At 63.0% G+C, this 24941-nt stretch carries 22 protein-coding genes; 11 read left to right on the top strand and 11 right to left on the bottom strand.

All coding sequences use genetic code 11. The features are described 5' to 3' along the window. Positions 1-80 precede the first annotated feature (80 nt). Entirely contained in the window at positions 81-809 is a 729-nt protein-coding gene (pepE, locus tag AB5Y68_RS13930) for a dipeptidase PepE (protein ID WP_039040062.1), read from the top strand. A 65-nt stretch (positions 810-874) separates the two neighbouring features. On the opposite strand, the gene AB5Y68_RS13925 is transcribed toward pepE, so the two are convergent. From AB5Y68_RS13925 to AB5Y68_RS13915, 3 genes are read right to left on the bottom strand one after another with little or no spacing between them, the layout of a single operon-like run. Continuing rightward, positions 875-2413, bottom strand: a complete 1539-nt coding sequence (locus AB5Y68_RS13925) for a DHA2 family efflux MFS transporter permease subunit (protein ID WP_039040061.1) — start codon at positions 2411-2413, stop codon at positions 875-877. A 7-nt stretch (positions 2414-2420) separates the two neighbouring features. Then, positions 2421-3482: an HlyD family secretion protein gene (locus AB5Y68_RS13920; RefSeq protein WP_039040060.1), complete on the bottom strand. Its 1062-nt coding sequence runs from the start codon at positions 3480-3482 to the stop codon at positions 2421-2423. A 36-nt stretch (positions 3483-3518) separates the two neighbouring features. Beyond that, positions 3519-3947 (bottom strand): MarR family winged helix-turn-helix transcriptional regulator, encoded by a 429-nt coding sequence (locus AB5Y68_RS13915; RefSeq protein ID WP_039040059.1) that lies wholly within the window; start codon positions 3945-3947, stop codon positions 3519-3521. A 122-nt stretch (positions 3948-4069) separates the two neighbouring features. Between AB5Y68_RS13915 and fumC the strand changes: the two genes are divergently transcribed. After that, a complete protein-coding gene (gene fumC, locus AB5Y68_RS13910; RefSeq protein ID WP_039040058.1) occupies positions 4070-5461 on the top strand; it encodes a class II fumarate hydratase in 1392 nt (463 codons plus the stop codon). 200 nt (positions 5462-5661) lie between these two features. Here the strand turns inward: fumC and AB5Y68_RS13905 are convergent, their stop codons facing one another. Further along, positions 5662-6099, bottom strand: a complete 438-nt coding sequence (locus tag AB5Y68_RS13905) for a VOC family protein (RefSeq protein WP_039040057.1) — start codon at positions 6097-6099, stop codon at positions 5662-5664. Between the two features lie 398 nt (positions 6100-6497). Here AB5Y68_RS13905 and putA point away from each other — a divergent pair, with 398 nt between their 5' ends. Beyond that, positions 6498-10445, top strand: coding sequence for a trifunctional transcriptional regulator/proline dehydrogenase/L-glutamate gamma-semialdehyde dehydrogenase (gene putA, locus AB5Y68_RS13900; protein WP_039040056.1), 3948 nt, complete (start codon positions 6498-6500; stop codon positions 10443-10445). A gap of 157 nt (positions 10446-10602) precedes the next feature. Here putA and alr read toward each other — a convergent pair whose 3' ends face one another. Both alr and dnaB read right to left on the bottom strand, forming a co-directional pair. Further along, positions 10603-11676, bottom strand: a complete 1074-nt coding sequence (gene alr / locus AB5Y68_RS13895; protein ID WP_039040055.1) for an alanine racemase — start codon at positions 11674-11676, stop codon at positions 10603-10605. 134 nt (positions 11677-11810) lie between these two features. Next, on the bottom strand, positions 11811-13205 hold the full coding sequence (gene dnaB, locus AB5Y68_RS13890; protein ID WP_039040054.1) for a replicative DNA helicase: 1395 nt from the start codon (positions 13203-13205) through the stop codon (positions 11811-11813). A gap of 421 nt (positions 13206-13626) precedes the next feature. Between dnaB and AB5Y68_RS13885 the strand changes: the two genes are divergently transcribed. Continuing rightward, entirely contained in the window at positions 13627-14481 is an 855-nt protein-coding gene (locus tag AB5Y68_RS13885; RefSeq protein ID WP_010673257.1) for a Tim44 domain-containing protein, read from the top strand. Between the two features lie 193 nt (positions 14482-14674). Here the strand turns inward: AB5Y68_RS13885 and ushA are convergent, their stop codons facing one another. After that, on the bottom strand, positions 14675-16345 hold the full coding sequence (ushA, locus tag AB5Y68_RS13880; RefSeq protein WP_139700100.1) for a bifunctional UDP-sugar hydrolase/5'-nucleotidase UshA: 1671 nt from the start codon (positions 16343-16345) through the stop codon (positions 14675-14677). Positions 16346-16593: 248 nt separating this feature from the next. On the opposite strand from ushA, the gene AB5Y68_RS13875 reads away from it, so the two are divergent. The 3 genes from AB5Y68_RS13875 to AB5Y68_RS13865 all read left to right on the top strand — a co-directional run bounded on the left by AB5Y68_RS13875 (position 16594) and on the right by AB5Y68_RS13865 (position 18348). Further along, the gene (locus AB5Y68_RS13875; protein ID WP_103260734.1) at positions 16594-16932 is read left to right on the top strand and encodes a DUF2956 domain-containing protein; all 339 of its coding nucleotides are present in this window, start codon (positions 16594-16596) and stop codon (positions 16930-16932) included. A gap of 115 nt (positions 16933-17047) precedes the next feature. Then, the gene (locus AB5Y68_RS13870; protein ID WP_201920540.1) at positions 17048-17383 is read left to right on the top strand and encodes a hypothetical protein; all 336 of its coding nucleotides are present in this window, start codon (positions 17048-17050) and stop codon (positions 17381-17383) included. 98 nt (positions 17384-17481) lie between these two features. Further along, positions 17482-18348 carry a tetratricopeptide repeat protein gene (locus AB5Y68_RS13865; protein ID WP_368207265.1) on the top strand — a complete coding sequence of 289 codons (867 nt, stop codon included), beginning with the start codon at positions 17482-17484 and terminating at the stop codon, positions 18346-18348. 69 nt (positions 18349-18417) lie between these two features. On the opposite strand, the gene AB5Y68_RS13860 is transcribed toward AB5Y68_RS13865, so the two are convergent. Beyond that, the gene (locus AB5Y68_RS13860; RefSeq protein ID WP_042881314.1) at positions 18418-19821 is read right to left on the bottom strand and encodes a sigma-54 dependent transcriptional regulator; all 1404 of its coding nucleotides are present in this window, start codon (positions 19819-19821) and stop codon (positions 18418-18420) included. Between the two features lie 148 nt (positions 19822-19969). Next, positions 19970-20779 (bottom strand): FKBP-type peptidyl-prolyl cis-trans isomerase, encoded by an 810-nt coding sequence (gene fkpA / locus AB5Y68_RS13855; RefSeq protein ID WP_029313875.1) that lies wholly within the window; start codon positions 20777-20779, stop codon positions 19970-19972. A 119-nt stretch (positions 20780-20898) separates the two neighbouring features. Here fkpA and AB5Y68_RS13850 point away from each other — a divergent pair, with 119 nt between their 5' ends. Then, positions 20899-21867, top strand: coding sequence for a WD40 repeat domain-containing protein (locus AB5Y68_RS13850; protein WP_039040050.1), 969 nt, complete (start codon positions 20899-20901; stop codon positions 21865-21867). 14 nt (positions 21868-21881) lie between these two features. Then, positions 21882-22097, top strand: coding sequence for a SlyX family protein (locus tag AB5Y68_RS13845; protein ID WP_010673249.1), 216 nt, complete (start codon positions 21882-21884; stop codon positions 22095-22097). Between the two features lie 64 nt (positions 22098-22161). On the opposite strand, the gene AB5Y68_RS13840 is transcribed toward AB5Y68_RS13845, so the two are convergent. Then, on the bottom strand, positions 22162-22800 hold the full coding sequence (locus AB5Y68_RS13840) for a peptidylprolyl isomerase (protein WP_010673248.1): 639 nt from the start codon (positions 22798-22800) through the stop codon (positions 22162-22164). 146 nt (positions 22801-22946) lie between these two features. Further along, on the bottom strand, positions 22947-23153 hold the full coding sequence (locus AB5Y68_RS13835) for a YheV family putative zinc ribbon protein (RefSeq protein ID WP_039040049.1): 207 nt from the start codon (positions 23151-23153) through the stop codon (positions 22947-22949). Positions 23154-23192: 39 nt separating this feature from the next. Between AB5Y68_RS13835 and AB5Y68_RS13830 the strand changes: the two genes are divergently transcribed. Together AB5Y68_RS13830 and AB5Y68_RS13825 are read left to right on the top strand one after the other, a co-directional pair. After that, on the top strand, positions 23193-23879 hold the full coding sequence (locus AB5Y68_RS13830) for a hypothetical protein (protein WP_039040048.1): 687 nt from the start codon (positions 23193-23195) through the stop codon (positions 23877-23879). Positions 23880-24017: 138 nt separating this feature from the next. After that, positions 24018-24917 (top strand): chemotaxis protein, encoded by a 900-nt coding sequence (locus tag AB5Y68_RS13825; protein WP_039040047.1) that lies wholly within the window; start codon positions 24018-24020, stop codon positions 24915-24917. Positions 24918-24941: the final 24 nt, after the last annotated feature.

The raw sequence follows: 24941 nt of genomic DNA, 5'->3' as shown, positions 1-24941 counted from the left end.
TGGCGCTTCGATGGCGGTAGAGTGCCCTCTTCTCTTCACCAGGATCGCCCGGGTCCTGCGCCTTGTTTCGAGGACACATCATGGAACTGCTTCTGCTCAGCAACGGTAAAACCACAGAACACCCCGGCCTGCTCGGCTGGGCCCGCGACCGGGTGCAAACCCTGCTCGCTCGCAACCAGGTCAAGCGCATCCTGCTCATCCCCTACGCGGTGATCCGCAGCGACTGGGATGCCCGCGCCCGGGAGCTCACCGAGAGTCTGGGGGTGGACGCCATCAGCATCCATCACTTCGACGATCCGGTGGATGCCATCAACCGGGCCGACGCCATCTTCATCAGCGGCGGCAATACCTGGCTCCTGAACCAGCGGCTGCACGAGTATGGTCTGGTGGTCCCCATCCAGCGTGCGGTGCGCGAGCGGGGCGTGCCCTATGTGGGCTGGAGCGCCGGCTGCAACGTGGCCACCCCCAGCATCCGCACCACCAACGACATGCCGGTGTGCAGCGCCGTGGTGCTGCCTGCGCTGGGGCTCTTCCCCGTGCAGATCAACCCTCACTATCTGGACGCCAGCATCAGCGGCCACATGGGGGAGACCCGGGACGAGCGCCTGGCCGAGTTCTGCGCCATCAACCCGAGCGAATCCGTGGTGGCCCTGCGCGAGGCGAGCCTGTTGCAGATCGGCGGCAATCACATCGAGTACTGGAGTGCCCGGGGCGAGACCTTCAAGATCTTCAAGCACGGCGAACCCATCCGGGAATACGGGGACGCTGCGCCTCTGGCAGCGCTCACCCCCTTCACGTCAGCACGCTGATCCTGCCAAACGACGAGGGATGGCCTGCGCCATCCCTCTTTCTTTGTTGCTCGCCCCTTCGTGATTCACTCCAGAATGGCCATCTCCTCCCGAGAGCCGCTGCGCCCGGGAGCCCTCAGCAACACCACCAGCGGCACGGCGCACAGGCTGACCCACATCATCAGGCGAAAATCCTGCAGGTAGGCGAGCAGGCTGGCCTGCCGGGTCACCTCGCCGTTGATCATGGCCAGCCCCTTCGGCGTCATCAGCTCCGCCATGCCCCCGCCCTGATGCAGGTTGACATTGAACGGGGTGATGTAGGCGGCGAACGCCTCGTGGTTCATCTGGGATCGCTGGGCCAGATAGGTGATCACCACCGAGATGCCGATGCTGCTGCCGATGTTGCGCACCAGGCTGAACAGCGCCGTCCCCTCGTTGCGATAGCGCGGCGCCAGGGTCGCAAAGGTGATGGTGGAGAGTGGCACGAAGATGAAGCCGAGCCCCAGCCCCTGGATGATGCCGGTGCGCACTATGTCCCAGCTGCCGATGTCCGTGTTGAACAGGGTCATCTCCCACATGGAGAAGCTGGTGAGCAGCAGCCCTGACAGGATGAGGTAACGGGCGTCCACCCGGCCCGACAGCCTGCCCACCATCATCATGGCAACCATGGTGCCCACCCCGCGCGGGGCGAGCAGGTAACCCACGTCGATCACCGGGTAACCCATCAGCCCCTGCATGAAGGGAGGCAGCAGCGTCATGGTCGCCAGCAAGATGATGCCGACGATGAAGATGAAGAGCAGACCGACGCTGAAGTTGCGATCCCGGAACAGGGCCGGTTCTATGTAGGGGTGCGGGTGGGTGAAGATATGCACCACGAAGAGGTAGAACGCCATCACCATCAGGATGGTCTCGATGACGATCTCGGGGCTGGCGAACCAGTTCTGGGACTCTCCCCTGTCCAGCGCCATCTGCAATGCCCCTATGCCGAGACTCAGCAGGGCGAAGCCCAGCAGATCGAAGCGGCGGCTGGCATCTATCTTCGTCTCCTCGATGAAGGCGGCAAGCCCGAACCAGGCCAGCAGGCCGAACGGCAGGTTGATGTAGAAGACCCAGCGCCAGTTGTAGTACTCGGTGAGCCAGCCCCCCAGCGAGGGCCCCAGAATGGGGCCCACCATGACCCCTATCCCCCAGAGCGCCATGGCGGAGCCGTGCTTCTCTGGCGGATAGGTGTCCAGCAGCACCGCCTGTGAGAGGGGCACCAGACTGGCACCGAAGATCCCCTGAAGCAGGCGGAACAGCACTATCTGATCCAGGCTCTGGGCCGCGCCGCACAGCATGGAGGCAACGGTAAAGCCCGCCACCGACCACATGAACAGCCTTTTGCGGCCAATTCTTGCCGAGATGAAACCGGTCAGCGGCATGAAGATGGCGGCCGCGACTATGTAGGAGGTCAGCACCCAGGAGATCTGATCCTGGGTGGCGCCCATGGCCCCCTGCATATGGGGGAGGGCCACGTTGGCGATGGTGGTGTCCAGCGCCTGCATGATGGTGGCCAACATCACCGACAGGGTGATGAAGCCACGTCGGGAGCTCTGATCCACCCCCTGATGGCTTTGCGTCGTCATATTAACCTCAGAATGACCAGCCCAGCAGGCTGCGTTTGTGGCCGGTGTCTATCTTGGTGATGGCGCTCAGGCCAGCGCGCAGAGTAGGCCCGGAGGCCATTTCGTCCAGCTTGATGCGCACCGCGACTCGCTGGGCGATCTTGACCCAGTTGCCGGTGGCATTCTGGGCCGGGATCACCGAAAACTCGGAGCCGGTGGCCGGACTCAGGCTCTCCACCACCCCGTGCCAATGGGCATTCGGGTAGGTGTCCAGGCTGATCTCCACCTCCTGCCCCGGCTGAACATGGGTCAGCTCGGTTTCGGTGAAGTTCGCCTCTATCCAGGGGTTGTCGGTCTCTACCAGCATCATGGCGGTCATGCCGACGATGCTGTACTGGCCCGGCTTGGGCAGCTGGCTGGCGATGCCGTTGGCGGGGGCGTAGATCTTGGTGCGAGCCAGATCCAGCCTGGCCTTGGCGAGCTCGGCGGCGGCCTCCTGATAGGCGGGCTGCTGCTCCACCGGCAGGTTGACGTCGCCGTTCAGGGAGGCCTCTATCTTCTTGAGCCCCTCCTCCAGCGCCACCTGCTGCTGGGCGGTCTGTATGGTGAGCTGACGGGCATCGTCATAGTTGGCGGTGGAGGTGAAGTGTTTGGCCACCAGATCCGCCTGGCGATGCTCCTCCTTCAGGGCATAGGCATGGCGGGTGCGTGCCACGGCGATCTCCGCCTGCTGGCCGCGATAACTGGTCTGCAGCGCCACCAGATCGGTGCGCACCTTGGCGAGCTCCGCCTCGGCCTTGGTTACCGCCACCTGGAAGGTCTCGGGATCCAGCTCGAACATCAGCTGACCGGCCTTGACCTGCTCGTTCTCATTCACATAGACCTTGGCCACCCGGCCCAGCACCTCGGTACTGATGGGCACCTTGTCCGCCTTCACATAGGCGTTGTCGGTCTCGACATAACGGCCACCCAGCATGTAGATGGCACCTATGCCGAGCAGGGCCAGGGCCGGTACCACCACCAGCAGAAGCAGACGGGTCCGGCGGCGGTTCGTCACCGGCGTTTGGGGAGGGGAAGATTCGGCATTCATAGAAACACTCCACATTCAATGCTGATAAAGATGAGATCAATACTTCGATAGATTGTCGCGCAGGGTCTTGAGGGCGTCGCAGAGGGCGCGGGTGCCCGCCTCCCCCAGCTCACCGATGGCGTGCTGATGCACCACAGCGGAGGCCTGCTTGATCTTCTCGAGATAGGGTTCCGCCCCCTCGGTCAGGAACAGCTGATGGGCACGCCTGTCGTTGGGGTCGTTGCGCCGCTCCACCAGACCGTTGTCGGCCATCTGATCGAGCTGGCGCGCCAGCGTGATGGGCTGGATGTCCAGCCGCTCGGCGAGATCCACCTGGCGTATGCCCTCGCTGCGTGCAATGTGCACCAGAGCCCTGGCCTGGGCCAGGGTGAGGCAGCTTCCCTCTAGCTGCTGCTGGAACTGGCGGCGCATCAGGCGCTGGACGTCGCCGATGAGAAAGCCAAGGGTGTCCGGTTGTTTGTTCATGATATGCAACCCATATAGTAAGCTTTACTTATTATATACAAGGCGTATCCATGTGCAAGCTGGCTCCGGCCGCCGTTTGGGTTCATGCTGGGTGCCACCACCTCAACGGCAGGAGACACGTCATGGATATCAGGATGGAGCGGGACAGCCTGGGGGAGATAGCCGTCCCGGCGGACAGGCTCTGGGGGGCACAGACCCAGCGCTCCCTGCATCACTTCAACATCTCGGGGGAGCGCCAGCCCATGGAGATCATCCATGCCCTGGCCCGCATCAAGTCCGCCTGCGCCAGGGTGAACCACGCCCTGGGGCTGCTCCCCGCCCGCAAGGCCCAGGCCATCATGGCCGCTGCCGACGAGATCCTGCGCGGCCTGCACGACGCCGAGTTTCCCCTGATGGTGTGGCAGACCGGCTCCGGCACCCAGACCAACATGAACCTCAACGAGGTGCTGGCAAACCGGGCCAGCGAACTGCTCGGCGGCCCCCGGGGGGAAGCGCGGCTGGTGCATCCCAACGACGAGGTAAACAAGAGCCAGTCCAGCAACGATGTCTTCCCGAGCGCCATGAACCTGGCGGCGGTCACCGCCATCACGCAGCGGTTGCTGCCGGCCCTCGCTGCCCTGAAGCAGACCCTGGCAGGCAAGGCCGCCGCCTTCGACCACATCGTCAAGATTGGCCGCACCCATTTGCAGGATGCCACTCCCCTCACCCTGGGCCAGGAGATCTCCGGCTGGGTCGCCCAGCTCGAACAGGGGGAGCGCCATCTACGGGCCGCCCTGCCCCATCTGTGCGAGCTGGCGCTCGGCGGCACCGCCGTGGGCACCGGCCTCAACTGCCCTCCAGGCTTTGCCGAGGCGGTGGCCAGAACCCTGGCCGAGCAGACCGGCCTGCCGCTCATCAGCGCCCCCAACAAGTTCGAGGCCCTGGCGGCGAGTGACGCCCAGGTTCACGCCCACGGTGCCCTCAAGACGCTGGCAGCCTCCCTCATGAAGATCGCCAACGACGTACGCTGGCTGGCGAGCGGCCCCCGCAGCGGGCTGGGGGAGCTGCTCATCCCCGAGAACGAGCCCGGATCCTCCATCATGCCCGGCAAGGTCAACCCGACCCAGAGCGAGGCCCTCACCATGCTCTGCGCCCAGGTGATGGGCAACGATGTGGCCATCAACATCGGCGGTGCCAGCGGCAACTTCGAGCTCAACGTGTTCAGGCCCATGATCGCCTACAACGTCCTGCAGAGCGTGCGGCTGCTGGGGGATGGCATGCAGAGCTTCCACGACCACTGCGCCGTCGGCATCACTCCGAACCAGGCCAGGATCGACGATCTGCTCTCCCGCTCCCTGATGCTGGTGACGGCCCTCAACCCCCATATCGGCTATGACAAGGCGGCCGAGATCGCCAAGCGGGCGCACCATCAGGGACTGAGTCTGCGGGAGGCGGCCATTGCCTCGGGCCACCTCAGCGCGGAGCAGTTCGATGCCTGGGTGATCCCCGCTGACATGGTGGGTCGCACGCCATAAGGTAGCTCAACGCACGGCAATCCCATGCCCGGGTGATCCCCGCTGACATGGTGGGCCGCACGCCATAAGGCAGCGCAGCGCACGGCAATCCCATGCCCGGGGCATACCAGCGCAGGTGGCGGGGCGCAGCAAATAGGGACAGTGATGGGCAATAAAGATGAAAAGGGCGCCATGGCGCCCTTTTCATTGCAGATCTGCCGTCAGGTCTTGCTCTGGCAGTTGAACATCCAGTGGGTGCCGAACTTGTCCACCAGGGATCCGAAATAGTCACCCCAGAACATCTCCGCCAGCGGCATCTCCACCCTGCCTCCCTCGGCCAGGGCCGCGAACAGGCGATCGGTCTCGCCTCGGCTGTCCGGCTCCAGGTTGAGGTAGCTGTTGTTGCCCTGCACCAGGGTGAACCCCATGCTGGCCGGAGCATCCGTGCCCATCAGCACGTGTCCCCCAAGGATGGGCAGGGCCACATGCATCACCAGCTCCCCGTCTTCCTCCGACAAAGGGGGCTGGCCCGGGCAACCCGGGGACTCCTTGAACCTGTGGATGGGGCCGCTGAAGTCACCGCCGAACACTTCGCGATAGAAGAGGAAGGCAGCCTCCGTCTCCCGGGCAAAATTGAGATAGGTACTGACACGCGCCATGGGTTTCTCCTTGTCACCGATAGCTGGCCCCTGTGGCCAGCTAACAGCATAGAAGAGCACGGGGCTCTGTCAGGTGGCGATCCGGTCCCCCTCCCCGCATGGGGAGCCGTGATCACAGCCCCACCTCGGCCTAACCTCCAAAAGTGCAACCACATTTGCAAGGGGTTGCACCTCACATCAGCATTCATAAGATGCATTGCCAACCCATTAATAATGTTGTGAAAAGCGGACAAGCGGCGGGCTTGAAAGGAGCCTGATGGAGACCGGATTCATGGAAGAATTCAACAATGTAACCAATACATTAAAATTTCTTGCTTGAAGGTTGCACCTGGTTGCACCATCATCGGCGAAATTTAACCGTCCGGTAATATTGTTACCTTCTAGACACAGGAAGTCCCATGGCCACTACCACCCTCGGCGTCAAACTCGATGAAGCGACCCGCGACCGCCTCAAACAGGCTGCGCAGACCCTGGATCGCACTCCCCACTGGCTGATCAAGCAAGCCATCTTCACCTATCTGGAGCAACTGGATCGCGGTCTGACCCCGCCCGAGCACTCCGGGCTGGCTGCCGCCGCCGGGGAAGAGGCCGTCGAGACCCTGACCGAGCAGGGCATCCAGGTCTTCCTCGAGTTTGCCGAGAGCATTCTGCCCCAGTCCGTGCTGCGGGCCGCCATCACGGGGGCTTATCGCCGCCCCGAGACCGAAGCCGTCCCCATGCTGCTGGAGCAGGCCCGTCTGCCCAAGGAGAAGGCTGACGCGACCCAGAAGCTGGCCATGGGCATCGCCGAGAAGCTGCGCAACCAGAAGAGCGCCAGCGGCCGTCAGGGCCTGGTCCAGGGGCTGCTTCAGGAGTTCTCCCTCTCCTCCCAGGAAGGGGTGGCCCTGATGTGCCTGGCGGAGGCGCTGCTGCGCATCCCCGACAAGGCGACCCGGGATGCCCTCATCCGCGACAAGATAAGCGGCGGCAACTGGAGCCAGCACCTGGGCCAGAGCACCTCATTGTTCGTCAACGCGGCCTCCTGGGGTCTGCTCATCACCGGCAAGCTGGTGGCCACCCACAACGAGGCGGGCATGAACAGCTCCCTCAAGGGACTCATCGGCAAGGGGGGTGAGCCGCTCATCCGCAAGGGCGTCGACATGGCGATGCGCCTGATGGGTGAACAGTTCGTCACCGGCGAGACCATCGCCGAGGCGCTGGCGAACGCAGGCGGCATGGAGAGCAAGGGGTTCCGCTACTCCTACGACATGCTGGGGGAAGCGGCCCTGACCGAGGAGGACGCCAAACGCTATCTGGCCTCCTACGAGCAGGCCATCCACGCCATCGGCAAGGCCTCCCACGGTCGCGGCATCTACGAGGGGCCGGGTATCTCCATCAAGCTCTCCGCCCTGCATCCGCGCTACAGCCGCGCCCAGTACGATCGCGTCATGGAGGAGCTCTACCCCACCTTGCTGGGCCTGACCCAGCTCGCCAGGCAGTATGACATCGGTATCAACATCGACGCCGAGGAGGCCGATCGGCTGGAGATCTCCCTCGATCTGCTGGAGAAGCTCTGCTTCGATCCGTCCCTCGCCGACTGGAACGGCATCGGCTTCGTCATCCAGGCCTACCAGAAGCGCTGCCCCTATGTGATCGACTACGTCATCGATCTCGCCAAGCGCAGCCGTCACCGCCTGATGATCCGTCTGGTGAAGGGCGCCTACTGGGACAGCGAGATCAAGCGCGCCCAGCAGGAAGGGCTGGAAGGCTACCCGGTCTATACTCGCAAGCCCTACACGGACGTCTCCTACCTCGCCTGCGCCCGCAAGCTGCTGGCGGTGCCCGAGGCCATCTATCCCCAGTTCGCCACCCACAACGCCCATTCGTTGTCGGCGATTTACCAGCTCGCCGGTCAGAACTACTACCCGGGCCAGTACGAGTTCCAGTGCCTGCACGGCATGGGTGAACCGCTCTACGAACAGGTGGTCGGCAAGGTGGCCGACGGCAAGCTGGGTCGCCCCTGCCGCATCTATGCACCGGTAGGCAGCCACGAGACCCTGCTCGCCTACCTGGTGCGCCGCCTGCTGGAGAACGGGGCCAACACCTCCTTCGTCAACCGCATCGCGGACAACAACATCTCCCTCTCGGATCTGGTGCAGGATCCGGTGCAGCAGATCGAGCAGATGGCCGCCCGTGAAGGGACCCTGGGTCTGCCCCATCCGCGCATCCCCCTGCCACGGGATCTCTACGGCGAGGCGCGCCCGAACTCCGCAGGTCTGGATCTCGCGAACGAGCACCGCCTGGGGTCACTCTCCGCCGCCCTGCTCGCCAGCACCAACACCGCCTATCAGGCCGTGCCCATGCTGGGTTGCGACACCGAGGCGCCGACCCAGTTCCAGCCCGTGCTCAACCCGGCGGATCACCGCGATGTCGTCGGTCAGGTGAGCGAAGCCACGGTAGCGCTGGTGGACAAGGCGCTCGCCTGCTCCCTCACGAGCGGCCAGATCTGGCAGTCCACCCCGCCAGCCGAGCGGGCCGCCGTGCTGGACAGGGCCGCCGATCTGATGGAATCCGAACTGCAACCCCTGATGGGCCTGCTGGTTCGCGAATCCGGCAAGACCTTCGCCAACGCCATCGCCGAGGTGCGCGAAGCGGTGGACTTCCTGCGCTACTACGCCGCCCAGGCGCGCAACCACTTCGCCAACGACACCCACAGGCCGCTCGGCCCCGTGGTCTGCATCAGCCCCTGGAACTTCCCGCTGGCCATCTTCAGCGGCCAGGTGTGCGCGGCCCTGGCCGCCGGCAATACGGTGCTGGCCAAGCCTGCCGAGCAGACCCCCCTCATCGCGGCACAAGCGGTGCGCATCCTGCTGGAAGCGGGGGTTCCCGCCGGTGCGGTGCAACTGCTGCCGGGCCGTGGTGAGACCGTGGGTGCGGCGCTCATCGCGGACGAACGGGTGCGCGGCGTCATGTTCACCGGCTCCACCGAGGTGGCGGGCATCATCTCCCGCAACCTGGCCGGTCGCCTCGACGCCCAGGGTCGCACCATTCCCCTCATCGCCGAGACCGGCGGCCAGAACGCCATGATCGTCGACTCTTCCGCCTTGACCGAACAGGTGGTGATGGATGTCATCTCCTCGGCGTTCGACAGCGCCGGTCAGCGCTGCTCCGCCCTGCGAGTGCTGTGCGTGCAGGATGACGTGGCGGATCGGGTGATCCGGATGCTCAAGGGCGCCATGGCCGAGTACAAGGTCGGCAGCCCCGAGCACCTCTCCACCGACATCGGTCCCGTCATCGACGCCGAGGCCAAGGCCAACATCGAGCGCCACATCAAGGCCATGGGCGACAAGGGGCGCAAAGTGCACCAGATCGCCCGCACCCAGGGGGATGCCTGCAGCCGCGGCACCTTCGTGCTGCCGACCCTGATCGAGCTCGACAGCCTGGACGAACTGGGACGCGAGGTGTTCGGCCCTGTGCTGCACCTGGTCCGCTACCCGCGCACCCGGCTCGGGGAGTTGCTCGAGCAGATCAACGGCAGCGGTTACGGCCTGACCCTGGGTGTTCATACCCGCATCGACGAGACCATCGCCCAGGTGGTGAACGTGGCCAAGGTGGGCAACCTCTACGTCAACCGCAACATCGTGGGCGCCGTGGTCGGGGTGCAACCCTTCGGTGGGGAAGGGCTTTCCGGCACCGGTCCCAAGGCCGGTGGCCCGCTATACATGTATCGCCTGCTCGGCGCCCGTCCCCAGGAGGCGGTGGCCAACCAGCTGCACCAGGAGTCCGGTGCCCTGCATGCCGAGGCGAAAGCCCCCCTCGTGGCCCTGCGCGACTGGGCAAGCAAGCAGGATCCGGCCCTCGCCGCCCTGTGCGATCACTACGCCGCGCTCTCCCAGAGCGGCCGTACCCAGCTGCTGACCGGCCCCACCGGCGAGCGCAATAGCTACAGCCTGCTGCCACGGGAACGGGTGCTCTGTCTTGCCCAGGAGAAGGCCGACCTGCTGGCCCAGCTGGCCGCCTGTCTGGCGGTCGGCAGCCAGGTGTTGCTGCCGGACGATGCCCAGACACGCTCCCTGCTCTCTTCCCTGCCGACCGAGGTGCGGGATCCCATCGCGCTGGTGGCGGACTGGGCCACGGGAGAGACGGACTTCGATGCCCTGCTGCACCACGGCGACTCGGATCAGTTGCGGGAGGTGAGCAAGCTCGCCGCCGCGCGCCAGGCAGCCCGTAACGGCGCCATCATCGGTGTGCACGGCCTGCATCGCGGCGAGACCGACATCCCGCTGGAGCGCCTGCTCATCGAGCACGCCCTCTCGGTCAACACCGCCGCCGCCGGTGGCAACGCCAGCCTGATGACCATAGGCTAAGCGCCACATAGTGACGGAGACTCAAGCCCCGCCGATGCGGGGCTTGTTCTTTCGTCTCTGGGACACGCCCATGAAAAAGGCCGCCCTTGTCGGGGCGGCCTTTTTGTTCTCCCTTCTCCCCTCGCGGGAGAAGGGTGGGGGATGAGGGGCGACTCGCCTACACGTAATCCATAAACACCCGGGAAGTGAGCTTGGTGATGAGCTCATAGGGAATGGTGCCGATCTGGTCGGCCACCCGCTCTACCGGCAGCCCCTCACCCCAGAGCACCGCCTCGTCGCCGGCCTTGTCGGTGGCGTCGGGGCCGAGATCCACCGTGGTCATGTCCATGGAGACGCGACCCACCAGGGGCACGATGCGGCCATTGACCAGCACTGGCGTGCCGTTGGGGGCCATGCGCGGATAACCGTCGCCATAGCCGATGGCAATCACCCCGAGCCGGGTATCGCGATCCGACACCCAGTTGGCGCCATAACCCACCGGCTCGCCCGCCTTGTGATCCCGCACCGCGATGAGCTGGGTCTTGAGGGTCATCACCGGCTGCAGGTCGTAATCCGCCGCCACCGTATTGGGGAACGGCGAGACGCCATAGAGGATGACGCCGGGGCGCACCCAGTCGCAGTGGGAATCCGGCCAGGCCAGGATGCCTGCCGAGTTGGCCATGGCGCGCTCGCCCAAAAGCGGCGCGGTCAGCTGGCTGAACAAGTCGATCTGCTCGCGGGTGGTGGGTTGCTCCAGCTCATCGGAGCGGCTGAAGTGAGTCATGACGTTGAACGGTTGCACCACGTTCTTGCACTTGGCGAGGCGCTCGATAAAGGCGGGCATCTCCTCGGCCCGTACCCCGAGGCGGTGCATGCCGGTGTCGAGCTTGAGCCAGGCTACCACGGGGGCAGGCAGCTCGGCCTGCTCCAGCGCCTCGAGCTGCTCCCAGGTGTGCACCGCGGTCTGCAGGTTGTTGGCCGCCAGCACCGGCAGGTCGGCGGCGCTGAAGAAGCCTTCCAGCAGCACGATGGGCTTGACCACGGCGCAGGAGCGCAGCATCAGCGCCTCTTCGATGCGGGCCACCGCGTAGGCGTCCGCATCCACCAGGGTGCGGGCGACCGGCAGCAGGCCGTGGCCGTAGGCATTGGCCTTGACCACGGCAATGATCTTGCATTGGAGGGCGTGGCGTTTCACCACGGCGAGGTTGTGGCGCAGGGCCGCTGTATTGATCTGGGCGATAGCCGCTTTCATCTGTTTTCCCTTACGAGGGCATGATAATCAGGCACCGGGTGGTGTCAGCCCTCAAATCTCATCGTCTAAGGCCGGACCGGCAGAATTGTCGAACCGGGAAAACTGTATCTGGATACCGGGAGCAGGCTCCCGACTTAGTAGTCATCATCAAACGCCGGGCCCGCGTAGTTGTCAAAACGCGAGAACTGACCCTGGAAGGTGAGCCGCACTCGTCCTATGGGGCCGTTACGCTGCTTGCCGATGATGATCTCGGCGATCCCCTTGTCGGGACTGTCGTCGTGATAGACCTCGTCGCGGTAGATGAACATGATCAAGTCCGCATCCTGCTCGATAGAGCCGGATTCCCGCAGATCCGAGTTGACCGGGCGCTTGTCGGCCCGCTGTTCCAGGCTTCGGTTCAGCTGGGAGAGCGCCACCACGGGGCACTGCAGCTCTTTCGCCAGCGCCTTGAGGGAGCGGGAGATTTCACCGATTTCCAGAGTACGGTTGTCAGACAGCGCCGGTACCCGCATCAGCTGCAGGTAGTCCACCATGATCATGCTGATGCCGCCGTTGTCCCGCGCCACCCGACGGGCACGGGAGCGCACTTCGGTCGGGGTGAGGCCGGAGGAGTCGTCGATGTACATCTTCCCCTTCTCCAGCAGCAGCCCCATGGTGGAGGAGAGCCGCGCCCAATCCTCGTCGTCGAGCTGGCCGGTCCGCACCTTGGTCTGGTCGATGCGGCCCACCGAGGCGAGCATACGCATGATGATCTGCTCGGAGGGCATCTCGAGGGAGAAGATCAGCACCGGCTTGTCGGCGGTGAGGGCCGCGTGCTCGCACAGGTTCATGGCAAAGGTGGTCTTGCCCATGGAGGGACGGGCGGCGACGATGACCAGATCCGAACGCTGCAGGCCGGCGGTCATCTTGTCCAGATCGTTGTAGCCGGACGACACGCCGGTCACCCCGTTGTGGGGGGTCTTGAACAGCTCTTCAATCTTGTCGACGGTCTGCTCGAGGATGAGCTTCAGGGGCTGGGGGCCCTCGTTGGCGCTGGTGCGCTGCTCGGCGATCTGGAACACCTTGCTCTCGGCAAGATCCAGCAGATCGTTGGAGGTACGGCCCTGGGGCTCGTAGCCCGCTTCGACTATCTCGTTGGCGACCGAGATCATCTCCCGCACCACCGCCCGCTCACGCACGATCTCGGCGTAGGCACTGATGTTGGCGGCACTCGGGGTGTTCTTGGCGATCTCCACCAGATAGGCGAAGCCACCGGCCTCTTCCAGTTGCTCGGAGCGCTCGAGCTCCTCCTGCAGAGTGATGAGGTCGATGGGGTTGCCCGCGTTGGAGAGGCGGGTCATGGCCTGGAAGATCAGGCGGTGCGGGCGGCTGTAGAAATCCTTGTCGATCACCCGTTCGGCGACCCGATCCCAGGCCTCGTTGTCCAGCATCAGGCCGCCCAGTACGGACTGTTCGGCCTCAAAAGAGTGGGGAGGTACTTTCAGCTGTTGTGTCTTGGCGTCTTTTTTCGCCGTCACTTGCTCTGCCATACACATAAAAACCGCAGCGGGAAGGGGACGGGAATTTTACAAAAGAAACCCCGCCATCGCGAGTGCTAATACGTCCCGTCATCGCATCCGGCGACAAGACGGGACCCAGGCCTCGTCAGCGTCATCCACTTCTGCGCCGCAGACCTGCCTCACAGTACGAGAAAGGGCCAGACCAGGGTCTGATCTTTCGTTCTTGCTCTTTGTTTGTTGCGCAGCCTGCGCACCGAGCGACTCGGCCGTCTGTGTTTCATGGGCGCCTCCCCTGTCGGACGACTCAATCTGTTCATGAATAATTCATGCCATCCGTGATAATCATACCCGCAAGCTGCAACACAAAAAGGGACTGGCAGCCTGCCATGCGCCTCGCTGAGCTTGCACAAGCAGAGCATGCCCCCACCTACATGAGAGTGAAAGAGTCAAAATGAAAAAGATGCTGACCCTGTTTGCCCTGATCCTGGCCATTGGCCTTGGGGCACCCATCGCCGAGGCCAAGAAACTTGGTGGCGGCAAATCCTTTGGCAAGAGCTACAAGACGGCTCCGGCCCAGCCTGCGGCCAAGCCGGTTGACACCAAGAACCCGACCGTGGGCGCCCAGGCACCCAAGAAAGGCGGCATGATGGGCGGCCTGCTGGGTGGTCTGCTGGCCGGCGGCCTGTTCGCCTACCTGCTGGGCAGCGGCGCCTTCGAAGGTCTGCAAGGGATGGACTTCCTGCTGATCGCCCTGCTGGCACTGGGCGGTGTCTTCCTGTTCCGAGCCCTGCGCAGGAACAAGGCGGCAGCGGCCCAGCCACAGACGGCCTATGCGGGCTATCAACCGCCCCAGAGCGCGGCCCCCCAGCAGTTCGAGCAGAGCCACAGCGCCCCGCAGGCCACCGGTTTTGCCGACAGCGACGTGCCCTTCCGTCTGCCCCCGGGCTTTGACATGAACGGCTTCCTGGCCGGCGCCCGCGATCACTACCGCACCCTGCAAGAGGCCTGGAACAAGAACGACCTGGAGAAGATCCGCGAGTACGTGAGCCCCGAGCTGTTCGAGCACCTCAAGGCCGAACGCGCCGAGCTCTCCGGTGAGCAGCACACCGAGGTGATGTACGTGGACACCCAGCTGGTCCGTGCCGACTACGGCAGCGACTGGGCCCAGGTGAGCGTGCGCTTCAGCGGCCGCTACATGGACCGTCAGGAGCAGGTCGAGGAGGATATCAAGGAGGTGTGGCACCTCGAGCGTGATCTCGCCAAGGACAATGCCCCCTGGCATATCGTCGGCATCGAGCAGCTCTAAGGTTCAACCGACCCATTTCATCAAGGCGACCTCAGGGTCGCCTTTTTATTGCCCTCAGATCGTGTCATGCCCTATTTCGAGGCAGCTCCCCGTGGCCGGATATATTTCCCGAGAGACGCTGCTGATGACATTGAAAATAAAAAGAGAGGCAGCCATGGCTGCCTCTCTTTTTTATTGGCTCGGGGTGCAGAGATTATTTGCAACCCTCTACCGAGGTGGAGTTGATATAGCTGACCTCGCCGGCCGGCTGATAATCGGCGACCTGAATGGTCTTCTTCGCCGCGATATAATCCTTCAGCACACCGGCATCCACCAGACCGGCATTGATGGTGTCGATCTTCGGATAACCGTCACCACCGGCCGCGCTGAAGCTCGGGATGGAGAAGCTGTAGGTTGCTGCCGGATCGAAGGCCTTGCCGCCGATGGTGGCGATGTCCACACTCTTGGCCTGGCAATCCACCGTCATCTTGATACCGCCGAACTGGGCATAGCCACCGGTATTGGCGGTCTTGGTCGCAACCTGACCCAGGTAGGTCAGCAGCTCGTTGCCGCTCATGGTCGCCTTGTTGACGGTGTTGCCGAACGGATGCACGGTCAGCACGTCACGGTAGCTGATGTCCCCTGCCGCGATGGAGGCACGCACCCCACCGGAGTTGACGATGCCAAAGTCGGTGCTCAGCTTCTCGGCAGTCGCGGTGGTGATGAGACGACCCAGGTTGGTCTGCTTGTTGCGCACGTTGGCGCGTTCACCGTCCAGTACGCCATCGGTGGCACCGATGACCACACCCAGCTCCTGCTGTCCCTTCTCCTGATAGGTGAGCAGGGTGTTGTAGAGCTCGGGATCCTTGACGATCTCTTCCTGAATGAAATCACCGTCCGCATTCTTCAGGTTGACCGGGATCAGATCGTACTGGGTCAGGGTCAGCTTGCCATTCTGATAGTCAAACTGGGCACGACCCACATACTTGCCCCACTCGTGAGCCTGCATGATCCAGGTGCCGTTCTGCTGATCCGGCTGGCAGTCGTCGCCCGGCTTGAAGTCGGCGTACTTGTCCGGGGTACCCGGCTCCATGCAGACTGGGTTCTGGGAGTGACCACCGATGATGGCGTCCAGGGTGCCTGCCGGCAGCGCACGGGCCATTTCCACGTCACCCGGTGCGTTGCTGCCGTGCTGACCATTCTCGTAATGGCCCATGTGGGTGATGGCAAGAACCAGGTTCGCCTCTTTGTTGTCGCGGATCTGCTTGCCGAGATTGGCGGCTTCCGTGGTCGGATCGCGGAACTCCAGGGTCTGGACGTTGTTGGGATCCACCAGCTGGGCGGTGTCCTCTGTGGTCAGACCCAGCACGGCGACTTTGAGGCCGCTTTCCAGCTTGAACACCTTGTAGGGATCGAAGTAGCGCTTGCCGCTCGCCTTGTCATAGATGTTGGCGGAGATCATCGGGAACTGGGCCCACTGGCGCTGTTTCTCGAGGATGGTCAGGGGGTTGTCGAACTCGTGGTTGCCCACCGCCATGGCATCGTAACGGATGCTGTTCATGGCCATGAAGTCCGGCTCTGCATCCTGCAGATCCGACTCTGGCACCCCGGTGTTGACGTCACCGCCGGAGAGCACCAGCACTTCGCTGCCCGCCGCTTTCGCCTCGGCACGCAGCCGCTCGACCAGGGTCTTCTGGGCCGCCATGCCATATTCGCCCTTGTCGTTGTGCCAGAAACGACCGTGGGTATCATTGGTATGCAAAATGGTCAGCTTGCAGACATTTTCGGTGCAGGGGGCGACGCTGTCGTTGCTTGAGGTATTGCAGCCGCTCAATGCGGCAAGCACTGCCAGTGCGATACTTCCTTTGACAAATTTATAATTCATTTCCATATCACCTTGTTATTTTGTTATTGGACGACCCTATCCAGGATCGGGCGGTAATATAACAAACAACATGTGACGGTTTTTCATCGGCGACTCACAAATTCCGCCAAATGTGATCATCCACGCAACCTGTTTCCCCTATTTGGAACAGAGGCACCCCACTCGCAGAGCAATTTCCCCCATGATGGCAGCCCGCCGGTAACGGTTATGGCATACTGCCCGCCAATCAATGCCAAGGAGTGCCTGGAATGGCCAAGTACGACAAAATTTCCCCCGAAACCCAGCAGGAGGCGATGAAGATCGCCCGTGCCAACCAGAAGCCGGGGCAGACCAAGGAGCAAACCCAGCTCATCGCCCAGGGGATCCAGAAGGGCATAGACGAATACAAGAAACAGATGAAGGCGAAGGCCCGCGAGGCCAGCCGCCAGAAGAAACTGCAAGCCAAAGCCAGGCACTCTTCCCAAGAGACGTCGGAAGAGGAGAGCGAAGCCGAGGTCATCGAGCTCACCCGCCAGCACCCGCTGCCCTGGATCCTGCTGGTGCTGAGCTGGCTGGTATTTGCCGTGCTCTGGTTCTGGTTCCGCTGATCCTGCCCAGGCAAACCTTTGCCCTGCGATCCGCTTCACAGCCCGGGCGCGGGGGACTGGTCATTCCCCACCAGGACTGCCTACACTCTGCCCCCCTTGTCAGGAGACCCTCATCATGAACCCGGCCCCGCTCTATCTGCTGGCTCCCCTCGCCCTCTTCCTCGTGACCCTGGTGCTCTATCGCATCTCGCCACTGCGGGCGGTCGCCGCCGGCCATGCCCGCTGGTTTATCCTGCCCGCCTTCACCCTCTTTATCCTGCTCATCGTCATCAATGGCAATGCGGATCCCGCCCTGCGAAGCCCTGCTTTCCACTGGCTGATGCCGGGGTTCGGCTTTGCCCTGAGCCTGTTCCCTGCCCTGCCCAAGGCACTGGTACCGCGCCTGGCTATCAAGGAGGGAGCCTTTGCCGCCCTGGGTCTGATGCTGATGAGCCTTGCCATGGTCTACTGATCGGCAAACGCTGGCGTCACGATGGCGCCAGCCCCCCTTCTTGTACAAAGAATGGCCTTCAGGCATCTTGGTGGGCGGATAACCGGCATGGAGGCCAGATGAACAATCCGCCCGATTTCATGGCGCTGTGGGATTATCAGGATCCCGTTGCCAGCGCCCAGCGTTTTCAAGCACTGCTGCCCGAGGCGCGTGCCACCAACCTGCAATGGGAGCTGGAGCTCCTCACCCAGATAGCCCGCACCCATTCACTGCAACGCCAGTTTGCACAGGCGCACCAGCTGCTCGACGAGATAGAACCCCGCCTCACCGAGGCGACTCCCCGGGCCCGCCTGCGCGCCTTGCTGGAGCGTGGCCGCACCTTCAACTCCGCCGGTGACAAGGCCAGCGCCAAAGCCCTGTTTGAACAGGCCTGGCAACTGGGAGAGCAGCACGAAGAACACTATCTGGCCATCGATGCGGCCCACATGGTGGCCATCGCCGCCCCCTTGGAGGAGCAGAGCCACTGGCACCAGCTGGCGATGACCCTGGCCGAGCGCAGTCACAACAAGCGGGCGCGAGGCTGGCTCGCCACCCTCTACAACAATCAGGGCTGGACCCTGTTCGAGCTGGGTCGCCTCGACGAGGCCATCGCCTGTCAGCAAAAGTGCCTGGCCTGGCACGAGCAGCACAACAACCAGGGCAAAGCCTTTATCGCCCGCTGGAGTCTGGCGCGCCTGAGCCGGGCCCAGGAGCGCCATGAACAGGCCATGGCCGAACTGGCGCAGTTGCGCGACGACATGACCGCCGCAGGCGCCCCCGAGGATGGCTATGTGTTCGAGGAGCTGGGGGAGAATGCACTCGTGCTCAATGATCCCGCGGCGACCGAGTACTTTGCCCGCGCCTGGTTTCTGCTGTCACAGGATGGCTGGTTCACCGCCAACGAGGCAGAACGACTGGCCAGGCTCAAGCTGCTCGCCAAACTCTGATAAGCGTGCGGGGCGACCAATTGGCCGCCCCGCACATCAGCATGTCTGCCCGGGAGCAGAGGTGACGGCTCAGGCCGGACTCGCCTCTTCCCAGCTCTGCTTCTTGCGATAAATCGTGGAAGGGCTTATTTCCAGCAGGGCCGCCGCCTTGGGGATGTTGCCGTCACAACTGGCGATGGCCTGCTCGATGGCCTCCTTCTCCACCTGCCAGAGCGGACGGACCTGCCTGCGAACGACGACGGATTCTGACTGGGGATCCGCGATCCCGACCGCAGGCTCCGGGGCCAGGGTACGCCCCCCGTTGAGGGGAGGTGGCAGGATATCCGGGCTCACCAGCTCGCCATCGTTGAGCACCACTATGTTGCGCACCACGTTTTGCAGCTCGCGCACGTTGCCGGGCCAGGGATAGTCGAGCAGCACCTGCACTGCGTCCGCATCAAAATCCCTGAACCGCTTGTTCTCCTCACCGGCATAACGCAGCAGCAACTCCCGGGCCAGCAGCAGGATGTCCTCTCCCCGCTCCCTCAGGGGGGGCAGCGCCAGCGGGATCACATGCAGGCGGTAGTAAAGGTCTTCACGAAACCGTCCGGCCTTGACCTCCACCAAGGGATCCCGGTTGGTGGCGCAGACAAAGCGCACATCCACCGTCTCCAGCTTGCCGCTGCCGACCCGCTGCAAGGTGCCGGTCTGGATGAAACGCAGCAGCTTGCTCTGCAGGTCGAGATCCATCTCGCAGATCTCGTCGAGGAAGAGGGTACCGCCGTCCGCCAGACTGGCCGCCCCCTTGCGATCCCCTTGGGCACCGGTAAACGACCCCTTCACGTGGCCGAAGATCTCGCTCTCCATCAGGTCATGGGGAATGGCGGCGCAGTTGAGGGCGATGAAGGGCTGATCCCGACGCGGGCTGCACTGGTGGATGGCCTCGGCGCACACCTCCTTGCCGGTGCCGCTCTCGCCAGTGATGAAGACGGTGGCCTTGCTCGGCGCCGCGCTCTCGATGATGCGATAGACCGCCTGCATCGCCATGGAGGCGCCGATGAAACCGGCAAAGGAGCTGCGCTCGAAGTTTTCCCGATACTGGGCCACCAGCGAGCTGAGCTGCTGGTGCTTCAGGGCATTGCGCGCCGTGGCGCACAGGCGCTTGCCATCGAACGGCTTGGTGAGAAAATCGAAGGCCCCGAACCGCATCGCCTCCACCGCCACATCCACCGAGCCGTGAGCGGTGATCACTACCACGGAGCAGGGCAGTTGCCGCTCAGTGATCTGCTGCAAGATGTCCATGCCGGACATGTCGGGCAACTCCAGGTCGAGCAGCACCACAGGGGGCGGGCTTGCCAGCAATTGTGCCAAAGCCTGCTGGCCACAATCTGCCAGCTGCACCTCGTAGCCATCCTGGGCCAGATACTGCTCATAGACGACCGCCAGACTGCGGGTATCTTCCACCAACAGGACACGGGGTTTGCTTTCAGCCACGAGATCCATCCTTGCGCTTGATTTTGTTGTCTATTCTGGGGGCTAGCCGCCACACACTCAAGACGGCCTCATCGCTTTATCCGGGGGATTGCGACAATACACAAGCAAAAACGGCTCCCTGGGGAGCCGTTTTTATGGTGCTTTGAGCTTATTTCTTGGCGTTGTCGCCATCGGCAGCCGGTTTTTCGATGGCCAGCAGCTCTACGTCAAATACCAGCACGGCGTTGGCCGGGATGGAACCTGCACCGTGCTCGCCATAGGCCAGCTTGGACGGCAGGAAGAACTTGAACTTGGAGCCGACCGGCATCAGTTGCACCCCTTCGGTCCAGCCCGGGATCACCTGGTTGAGCGGGAAGGTAGCCGGCTCGCCGCGATCGACGGAGCTGTCAAACTTGGTGCCATCGGTCAGGGTACCGGTGTAGTGTACCTTGACGATGTCGGTGGCCTTCGGCTTGGCGCCGTCACCCATCTTCTCGACCTGATATTGCAGGCCGGACTCGGTGCTCTTCACGCCCTCTTTCTTGGCGTTGGCAGCCAGGAACTCTTCACCCTTCTTCAGGTTTTCCACGGCATCCTTGTCGGCCTTCGCCTTGGTCAGCTCGTTGATCTTGGCGTCGTATTCCTGCAGAACCTTCTGGATCTCCTCGTCGGTCATCTTGGCTTCTTTGCCCAGACCGTCGGTGACACCCTTCAGGATCACGGTGTTGTCCAGCTTGATGCCGAGCTCCTGCTGGCGCTCCAGGGTATTGGCGATATAACGACCCATGGAGAGGCCGATCGCATAGCCGGATTGCTCTTCAAAGCTCTTGGCCTCAGCCTTGGGGGCCTCTGCCGGCTTGCTGGCTTCTGCCTTGACCTCTGCGGTGTTGGTCGCAGCAGGTTTCTCATCTTTTTGGCAAGCAGTCAGACCGACGGCAACCGCCGCAGCCAACAGGGACACCTTCAGAAAATTGTTCATCAGTTTCTCCAAAACTCTAAATACCGCTCTCGGTTCCTTCGTGAAATGAGAGGTTTATCGTGATAAGCGCCTTATACTAACGCCGTGATCGCAGGTAACGAAAGCATGAGACAGGAAAAATGATCAAAAGTGCCATTTATCTCATCGGTATTTGCCTGATGCTGACGGGGTGCGAACAACGCTCACTTCCCAGCCAGCAGATCCACCTCGCCAACCAGGGGCTGCTGAGCGCGGATCTCGCCAGTTCCGGCAAGCTCGCGCTCGTCTCCAGCCTGGGTCAGGGCACTGTGGTGTGGGATCTGGAACAGGGCAAGGAGCGCTGGCGCTGGCGCCAGAGCGAAGACCAGGAGGAGTTCGTCACCCTGACCCGCTTCTCCCCCGATGACAGCCATGCCATCACCGCCACCCAGCACACCTTCGCCATCTGGCGCTTGCAGGATGGCCGCTCCCAGGGCTACTACTCCCTGCCAGAATCCCCCCTGCGCGATGCGGCGATCTCGGCGGATGGCCGCCAGGTGCTCATCGGCCGTGAAGACGGCAAGGCGGAAGTGGTCGACACCCAGACCGGACGCCGGCTGCAATTCCTCGGCCACACCGAACAGGTCAACACTGTGGATCTCTCCCCCAATGGTCGCTATGCCCTCACCGGCGGCAACGATTACAGCGCCTATCTGTGGGATACCCGCACGGGCCAGGTGGTGTGGCGCTTCAACCACGCCGGGCGAGTCGTGATGGCGAGACTGGATCCGTCCGGACGCTTCGCCTTCACCGCAGACAGTCGCCAGGCCAGCATCTGGGATCTCAAAACCGGCAAGGAGCACAGCCGGTTGCAATACGATCACCGCTTCGAGGTCTACACCAGCGCCCGCTTTGCCAACGGCGGCAACTGGCTCATCACCGGCGCCCCCTCCCGCCAGCTCACTCTGTGGCAGGTGAGTGACGGCCAGCCGTTGCAGAGCTGGCGCGTCTCGCCCCATCCCAAGGTGAAACCGCCGAGCGCTGTGGTCTATGGCGTGGCTTTGCGCGACAATGACCACCTCGTCAGTGCCAGCTCCAGTGGCCTGGCTGAAATCTGGACTATCAAGTAAGGACCAAAAGGCCCATGAGTCAGCAACTAAACGAACGCCTCGAAACCCTGGAAAGCCGCCTCGCTTTTGCCGAATACACGGTGGAGCAGCTCAACGACGAGGTCACCACCCAGGGTCGCGAGCTGGACCGGCTCAAACACCAGATCCATCTACTGGTGGATAAATTGCAGAGCGTACAGCCGAGCCAGATCGCCAGCATGGCCGAAGAGACGCCGCCACCGCACTACTGATGAGTGCCAGCCATAAAAAAACCCGCGCCATGCGCGGGTTTTTTTATCATCGGCCAGGCCGTGATCAGTGCTGATGGCCCTTGCCACCACAACCGCCACCACCGCAGCAACCACCGTGACCGTGATCGTCGCCGTGATCGTGTGCATGGTTGTGACCATGGCCGCCACAGCAGCCACCGTGGTCATGATCGTGATCATGGCCGTGATCATGGTCATGACCATGATCGTGACCGCAGCCACCAGCGCCGTGCACATGGCCATGGGCCAGCTCTTCGGCAGTCGCGGCACGCACGTCCTTGATCTCGACCTTGAAGCCCAGGGTCACGCCAGCCAGGGGGTGGTTGCCGTCCACCTTGATGAACTCCTCGGACACCTCGATGACGGTCACCGGGCGGTGGCCGTCGTCGGTCTCGGCCACAAAAGTATCCCCTTCAGACACTTCCATACCGTCGAACAGCTCGCCGGGCACTTCCTGCACCAGATTCTCGTCGTACTCGCCATAGGCCTGGTTCGGCGTCAGGGTGACGTCGAACGCCTCGCCCACGCTGCGACCTTCCAGCTCGGCTTCGAGGCCGGAGACCAGGTAACGGGTACCGTGCAGATACACCAGCGGCTCTTTACCGACAGTGGTGTCGATGACTTCACCGTGTTCGTCGGTGACCGTGTATTCCAGCGTAACCACGCTCAGGGGAGCTACTTTCATGTCAGGGATCCTGCGGATAGAAAAAAACGGGCTCAGAATACCTCAAAAAGGCAGACAAGCATATGGTCGGTCCGGCTTCAGTGTGATGAAAAAGTCATCAACAGCGACCAACCTGACCGGCGTACCATCACCTTGAGGCATGGCACTCACTCGGGACGAAACACCCCAATCACCTGCTCCGCCTCGCGCGTCACCTTGTCCACCTGCTCCTGGGTCTGCACCTGGGTATCCCCGCACTCGACACAGGTCACCTTCTCGACTCCATGCTCCATATACAGCATCATGGTGTCCATCTTGCCGCACGCCGGGCAAACCGCCCCGGCAATGAAGCGTTTTTTACGTCTGGTTTCCATTTTTGTTACCTCCAGGCAGCATCATATCAGGGTTTTTACATGCATCACGCCATCGAATATCAGCATTTTTCCACTTCCTCCCTTCAGGTCGGCCCCCGCAAGCGCTCCCCCATGGGCCAATTGCTGCGCGTCACCCAGGGGGCGGCGCTGCTGAAATTGGGTGCCCATGAGCTGCTGCTGACACCTGGCAGCCACTTCTGGCTCTGTGCCGATGCCCTCGCCGCCTTCACCCCTCTGGCTAGCTGCCAGCATGATCTGCTGGCCTGCTCCGTGCGGGTGCCCCAGCCCGCCCAGGCTGGCTGGTTGCAGGCAAGCCCGTTGATGGACGCACTGCTGGACAGCCTGGCGGCCTGGTCACGCCCCCGCGACTGGCAAGGCCCCTATGGGCAGCGGCTGCAAGTGGTGGGGGATGAGTTGCATGGCTGCACCATCTCGTCACTGGGGGATCAGGCACTGCAAGATGCCTGGCAAGCCCTGGCCAGAGCGCAGCCGGATAGCGTGGCTGCCTGGCAGACCCTGCTGGGCACTCGCGGTCTCGAGGGCCCGGACGCCCGGGCACTGCAGGATCAGTGGCAACTGTTGCAGGGGATTCGCCTGCTGCGAAGCGGCAGCACACCGTCACAGGTGGTGAGCAGGCTGGGTTATCGGGATGAAAGCGCGCTGGCCGAGGCTCATCTGCAATGGCTCGGGGCGCCCCTCTCCCCTCAACCGTCCGCGACCCGATAAGAGAGGCATAAAAGGATGGCAAAAGAAATCCAGTTTTGCGGCTCACCGCCGCTAACAACAAAGGAGTCATTCATGTCACCATCTTTTATGCTGAACACCCGATTGACCGTCACCGACTAGATCAACAGGACATCCGCCATGACGAGCAAGGCCAACCAATCCCAAGGCATGTTGCTGTTCCACCTCTCTGCCAGACAATCTTTCGCCATCGGTACCCTCAAGGTGAAGGAGATCGTGCCCTACACCCAGCTCACCGCCCTGCCACAATCCCATCCCACCGTGCTCGGGGCCGCCAGCATGCGCGGCACCACCATCCCGGTGATCGACATGGCAATGGCCGTGGGCTACCGCCCCATCACCCGGGAGGAGATGCCCCACTGCTTCATCATCATCACCGATTGCCGCCGCACCCTGGTGGGCTTTCTGGTGCGGGGCATCGACAAGATCACCGAGTGCAACTGGCGTGACATCGAACCGCCCCCTCCCTCCTTGGGACAGAACGTCTTCGTCACCGGCGTGACCCGGGTGGGAGATCAGTTGATCCAGTTGCTGGATGTGGAACTCATCCTGTCGCGGGTCTATCCGGACGATCCCAGCCATCTCTACCCCGTGCTGACCGACGTGCAGCGCGAGCGGCTCAAGCCGATGCGGATCCTGCTGGTAGACGACTCCTCTGTCGCCCGTCGCCAGCTCATGGCGGCGCTCGATTACATCAATATCCCCTACGAGGTCTGCACCAACGGACGCGACGCCCTCACCCTGATGCAGACCCGGGTCTCCCAGGGCAAGCGGATCGACATCCTGGTGAGCGATATCGAGATGCCGGGGCTGGATGGTTACGAGCTGGCCTTCGAGGTCCAGAGCGATGCCAAGCTGGCGGGAGCCTACATCATCCTGCACACCTCCCTCTCCAGCGAGATCAGCGTGGAGCGGGCCCATCAGGTCGGCGCCCACGAGGCGCTCACCAAGTTTGAAGCCAACGAACTGATCCAGGCCATGCTGCGCGGCGCCGAGCACCACGATCGTCTGATGGCCTGATGTCGCGGCGAGCCAAGGGCTCGC

This window comes from Aeromonas sp. R6-1, from assembly GCF_040908165.1.
GTDB classification, from domain to species: Bacteria; Pseudomonadota; Gammaproteobacteria; order Enterobacterales; family Aeromonadaceae; genus Aeromonas; species Aeromonas caviae.
Note: the sequence above shows the minus strand (reverse complement) of the source record. Positions and strands in the feature narration are given on the sequence as shown.

Coding starts and splice junctions, on each gene's coding strand:
- AB5Y68_RS13830 (WP_039040048.1), top strand. CDS start 23,193: ATGCATCACGCCATCGAATATCAGCATTTTTCCACTTCCTCCCTTCAG.
- AB5Y68_RS13925 (WP_039040061.1), bottom strand. CDS start 2,413: ATGACGACGCAAAGCCATCAGGGGGTGGATCAGAGCTCCCGACGTGGC.
- AB5Y68_RS13840 (WP_010673248.1), bottom strand. CDS start 22,800: ATGAAAGTAGCTCCCCTGAGCGTGGTTACGCTGGAATACACGGTCACC.
- AB5Y68_RS13825 (WP_039040047.1), top strand. CDS start 24,018: ATGACGAGCAAGGCCAACCAATCCCAAGGCATGTTGCTGTTCCACCTC.
- AB5Y68_RS13885 (WP_010673257.1), top strand. CDS start 13,627: ATGAAAAAGATGCTGACCCTGTTTGCCCTGATCCTGGCCATTGGCCTT.
- AB5Y68_RS13835 (WP_039040049.1), bottom strand. CDS start 23,153: ATGGAAACCAGACGTAAAAAACGCTTCATTGCCGGGGCGGTTTGCCCG.
- ushA (WP_139700100.1), bottom strand. CDS start 16,345: ATGAATTATAAATTTGTCAAAGGAAGTATCGCACTGGCAGTGCTTGCC.
- putA (WP_039040056.1), top strand. CDS start 6,498: ATGGCCACTACCACCCTCGGCGTCAAACTCGATGAAGCGACCCGCGAC.
- AB5Y68_RS13920 (WP_039040060.1), bottom strand. CDS start 3,482: ATGAATGCCGAATCTTCCCCTCCCCAAACGCCGGTGACGAACCGCCGC.
- AB5Y68_RS13875 (WP_103260734.1), top strand. CDS start 16,594: ATGGCCAAGTACGACAAAATTTCCCCCGAAACCCAGCAGGAGGCGATG.
- dnaB (WP_039040054.1), bottom strand. CDS start 13,205: ATGGCAGAGCAAGTGACGGCGAAAAAAGACGCCAAGACACAACAGCTG.
- AB5Y68_RS13905 (WP_039040057.1), bottom strand. CDS start 6,099: ATGGCGCGTGTCAGTACCTATCTCAATTTTGCCCGGGAGACGGAGGCT.
- pepE (WP_039040062.1), top strand. CDS start 81: ATGGAACTGCTTCTGCTCAGCAACGGTAAAACCACAGAACACCCCGGC.
- AB5Y68_RS13845 (WP_010673249.1), top strand. CDS start 21,882: ATGAGTCAGCAACTAAACGAACGCCTCGAAACCCTGGAAAGCCGCCTC.
- alr (WP_039040055.1), bottom strand. CDS start 11,676: ATGAAAGCGGCTATCGCCCAGATCAATACAGCGGCCCTGCGCCACAAC.
- AB5Y68_RS13870 (WP_201920540.1), top strand. CDS start 17,048: ATGAACCCGGCCCCGCTCTATCTGCTGGCTCCCCTCGCCCTCTTCCTC.
- AB5Y68_RS13915 (WP_039040059.1), bottom strand. CDS start 3,947: ATGAACAAACAACCGGACACCCTTGGCTTTCTCATCGGCGACGTCCAG.
- fumC (WP_039040058.1), top strand. CDS start 4,070: ATGGATATCAGGATGGAGCGGGACAGCCTGGGGGAGATAGCCGTCCCG.
- fkpA (WP_029313875.1), bottom strand. CDS start 20,779: ATGAACAATTTTCTGAAGGTGTCCCTGTTGGCTGCGGCGGTTGCCGTC.
- AB5Y68_RS13865 (WP_368207265.1), top strand. CDS start 17,482: ATGAACAATCCGCCCGATTTCATGGCGCTGTGGGATTATCAGGATCCC.
- AB5Y68_RS13850 (WP_039040050.1), top strand. CDS start 20,899: ATGATCAAAAGTGCCATTTATCTCATCGGTATTTGCCTGATGCTGACG.